The 3,210-nt window shown below is 69.4% G+C and carries 4 protein-coding genes; all 4 read right to left on the bottom strand.

The window, feature by feature from the left end; all coding sequences use genetic code 11:
• Positions 1-219, bottom strand: a 219-nt coding sequence (locus tag DBR34_RS12000; RefSeq protein ID WP_219928277.1) for a hypothetical protein, incomplete at its 3' end; no start/stop codon positions are given.
• Positions 220-238: 19 nt separating this feature from the next.
• Entirely contained in the window at positions 239-364 is a 126-nt protein-coding gene (locus tag DBR34_RS22850) for a hypothetical protein (protein ID WP_258223862.1), read from the bottom strand.
• Complete coding sequence (locus tag DBR34_RS11995) at positions 361-1,983, bottom strand: hypothetical protein (protein ID WP_181393982.1); 1,623 nt, start codon at positions 1,981-1,983, stop codon at positions 361-363. The genes DBR34_RS22850 and DBR34_RS11995 overlap by 4 nt, the downstream gene beginning before the upstream one ends.
• A gap of 22 nt (positions 1,984-2,005) precedes the next feature.
• Positions 2,006-3,210, bottom strand: a 1,205-nt coding sequence (tssI, locus tag DBR34_RS22845; protein ID WP_258223861.1) for a type VI secretion system tip protein TssI/VgrG, incomplete at its 5' end; no start/stop codon positions are given.

Raw genomic sequence — 3,210 nt, 5'->3', positions numbered from 1 at the left:
GCCCCACACGCCCAGTGGAATGTGGATGTCCAGCCCGCCGGTGCCGGCGGTGCCACGGTGCACGCCGTTGACCTTGATGGTGGAGCCGATGAACGGGATGTAGTCGAACGGGTCCAGCACCAGGCCGATGTGCGGCGTGGGCAGCGGGCACGGCGGCATCGCGTACATGTGGATGTCGATGCCCAGCTGCGGATCGAAATGCTTGGCGGCAATGCTCACGGCAACACTCCTGTGTTGCTTACAGCGCGCGCAACAGGGCGCGCAGGAAGGCTTTGACTTCGTCGCGGTATTCCACGCCGAGCCACACCACGATGGCCATGCCCAGCAGCACGGCGACGGTCATGACCAGAATGCGGGTATTCATGCGGCAACAACTCCAGGGGTGGCCGCAGGCGGTGCGACGTGGGCAAGGTCGGTACCGGCCAGCAGCGGGCCGGGATCGGGCAGCGGCTGCATGGCCGGCGGTTCGCTCCAGACCGGAATCTCGTGGTCGAGCGGGTGTTCGATGGTGGGCAGGCCGTTCCAGTGCGGGTCGAGGAACTCCCGCCCCACCGCGACGATCTTCCGGAACAATTCGTCGCCGCCCTGCACCAGCCGTTCGCGTTCCTGCTGGGTGCGGTGGAAGGTCTGTTCCAGGCCCGCATGCAGCTGGGCATCGATGACATCCAGCTGCATGCGGGTGGGCGCTGGGCCAAGCTTGGCGGCGGCCTCTTCGGCCTGCGCGTGCAGCGCGGTGTTCTGGTCGAGGTACGCCGGGGCTGTGAGCTGGATCTTCTCGGCGCGGCGCAGGTCCTGCAGTTGCAGCAGGTCCCACAGGGCCTGCGGCAGGGTAGTGGCCTTGCGGTCCTGTGCGCTGAGCGGCTTGGCGATGCGGATGGCTTCCAGCAGCTGGGTCCGCGCTTCCTCGCGCTTGCCGTGCTGAAGCAGGCAGTAGCCGGCCATGCGCTGGCCTTCCAGCTGGAACATCGGATGCGGGATGCTGGCCGCCGAGGTGGACGCCTGCAGGTAGGTCTGCGCGGCGCGCTCGGGGTTCTTGGCGGTGAGCCAGCAGCCGGCTTCGCCGAACCAGCTCTGCATGACCAGCTCCGGCGCGGCGGCATTGCCGGCGCTGCGGGCGGCATCGGCGGCGCTGCGCGCCTGGCGGTAGGCGGTGATGGCCTGGCCGTGGTCGCCGGCCTTGAGCCAGGCACCGGCTACCATCATCTGCACCACCGACGCCTGCTCCTGCCAGCCGTGGCGCTGGGCCAGCCCCAGCGCGCGCTCGGCGCGGCCCACCACCTGCTGCGGGCTGCCGCGCTCAAGCAGCAGCATCAGGTCAGCCAGCAGCTGGCGATACAGCACTTCCGGGCCGGTGCCGCCGGACTGCGAGGCGGTGTCGCGGGCGATGGCGAACATGTCCACCGGCGCGGCGATGCGCGCGGCCACGCCGGCATGGCGCTCCAGCAACGGCTGCCAGCGCGGGTCTTCCTCGGTGTCCACCAGCACCAGGCGCAGGCGGTCGCCGGGGCCGGCGGCCAGGGCCGCATCGACCCAGCGCTCAAAGCCGTCACCGGGCACCATGCGCTCGGGTTCCAGCACGGCGGCCAGCAACCGCAGGTGGCTGCCGTGGTGCTCGGCAAAGCTGTCCAGCACCTGCACCACGCCGGCGGCGCTGTCGGGGTGCTCGGCATGCGGGCCGCGCCAGCCGAGCGTGATGCCCTGCCCGCGCAGTTCGTCCTGGCTGCCCAGGTAGCGCTCGAGCAGGGTCTGCTTGATCTGCCGGCTGTAGCGGAAGCCCAGCTCGTAGGGCGTGTCCACGCGCAGGAAATAGTCCGGCGTGTCGCGGCCCTGGTCGTGCCGCTGCATCTCGAAGAAGGCGGCCAGCAGGCGGCTGGCATTGGCGGGCAGGCGCCAGACCAGCAGCCGCCGGCTGGGGTCGGCGGCGGCGGCGAGCCAGGCGTCGCTGAGGCGTTGGATGCCGCGCAGCATGGGGGTGTCGTGCATGGGTGTCCCTCCGATGGACCGGTCAGCAGTTGAGCTTGATCTCGCTGCCGTTGACCGACACGCCACCGCTGTTGATGACCACTTCCGAGCCGCCGGCGGAGATCTTGATCTCGCCGTCGGTGATCTCGATGAAGGCCCCGCCCACCGCCGCAGTGAGCTTGCTGGCCGAGCCGAGGGTCATGTCGCCATTAGACAGCTGGCTGTGGGTGCCGGTGACTTCGTGCTCGAAGGTGCCGTCCACGCCCACGGTGCGCGCGCCGATGTTGGTATCTTCCACCGCGCCCTGCACGCCGCGCTTGTCCAGCCCGGTAATGGCGGTTTCGCGGCCGGCCGAGTACTCCTGGGTGACCTTGCCGATCACCTGGCGCAGCGAGGTGGAGGTAACGGTTTCCTTCCAGGTACCGGTGCGCTGGCTGGTGTAGTTGCCGGTCAGGGTGGTGCCGAAATCGCCGGTGATGGTTTCGGTGTAGCCGGCCGCGGCGATGGTCTTGGTCTGGCCGGACTGGTAGTTCTGGGTGACCGCGCCGGTAACGTTGGTGGTGCGCGTGCCGGTCACGCCCAGGGTGTCGGTGCCGGTCACGGTGATGCCGCGGTTGGCACCCACGCTGATGTCCTGGTTGGCGCCCACGCTCATGCTGTGGTTCACCGCCACCGCGGTGGACTTGTTGTTCTGGATGCTGGCGTTCTGGTCGTTGAGCACGGTGGTGACCATGTCGCGCTGGGCACGCATGTTGAGCAGCTCGCCACCGGCGGTGTCGTGCATGGTCATTTCGTTCCAGCCGGCGCCCTTGACCGTCTTGGACTTCAGGCCGCTCACCTCCAGCCCGAACGGCGGCATGTTCTCTTCATTGAACACCCGGCCGGTGATGATCGGGCGGTCCGGGTCGCCGTCGAGGAAGTCCACCACCACTTCCTGGCCCACGCGCGGCGGCGACACCCCGCCCATGTCCGCGCCGGCCCACGGGCTGGCGCTGCGGATCCAGCAGGAGCTGTTTTCGGCGCCGTTGTCGCGGCGGTCTTCCTTGCGGTCCCAGTGGAACTGCACCTTCACCCGGCCGTAGGCGTCGGCATGCAGTTCTTCGCCGGGCGGGCCCACCACGGTGGCGGTCTGCGGGCCGGGCATGCGCGGCCACGGGGTCTGCCGCAGCGGGCGGTAGGGAATCTTGCGGCGCAGCACCTCGGCCTCGATGGCGTGGCTGGGTACTTCGGCGCTGGCGAAATCGCTGG

The sequence above is a fragment of the Stenotrophomonas sp. HMWF003 genome (assembly GCF_003061285.1).
Lineage (GTDB): Bacteria > Pseudomonadota > Gammaproteobacteria > Xanthomonadales > Xanthomonadaceae > Stenotrophomonas > Stenotrophomonas maltophilia_AP.
This window is presented reverse-complemented; position numbering and strand designations above follow the sequence as displayed.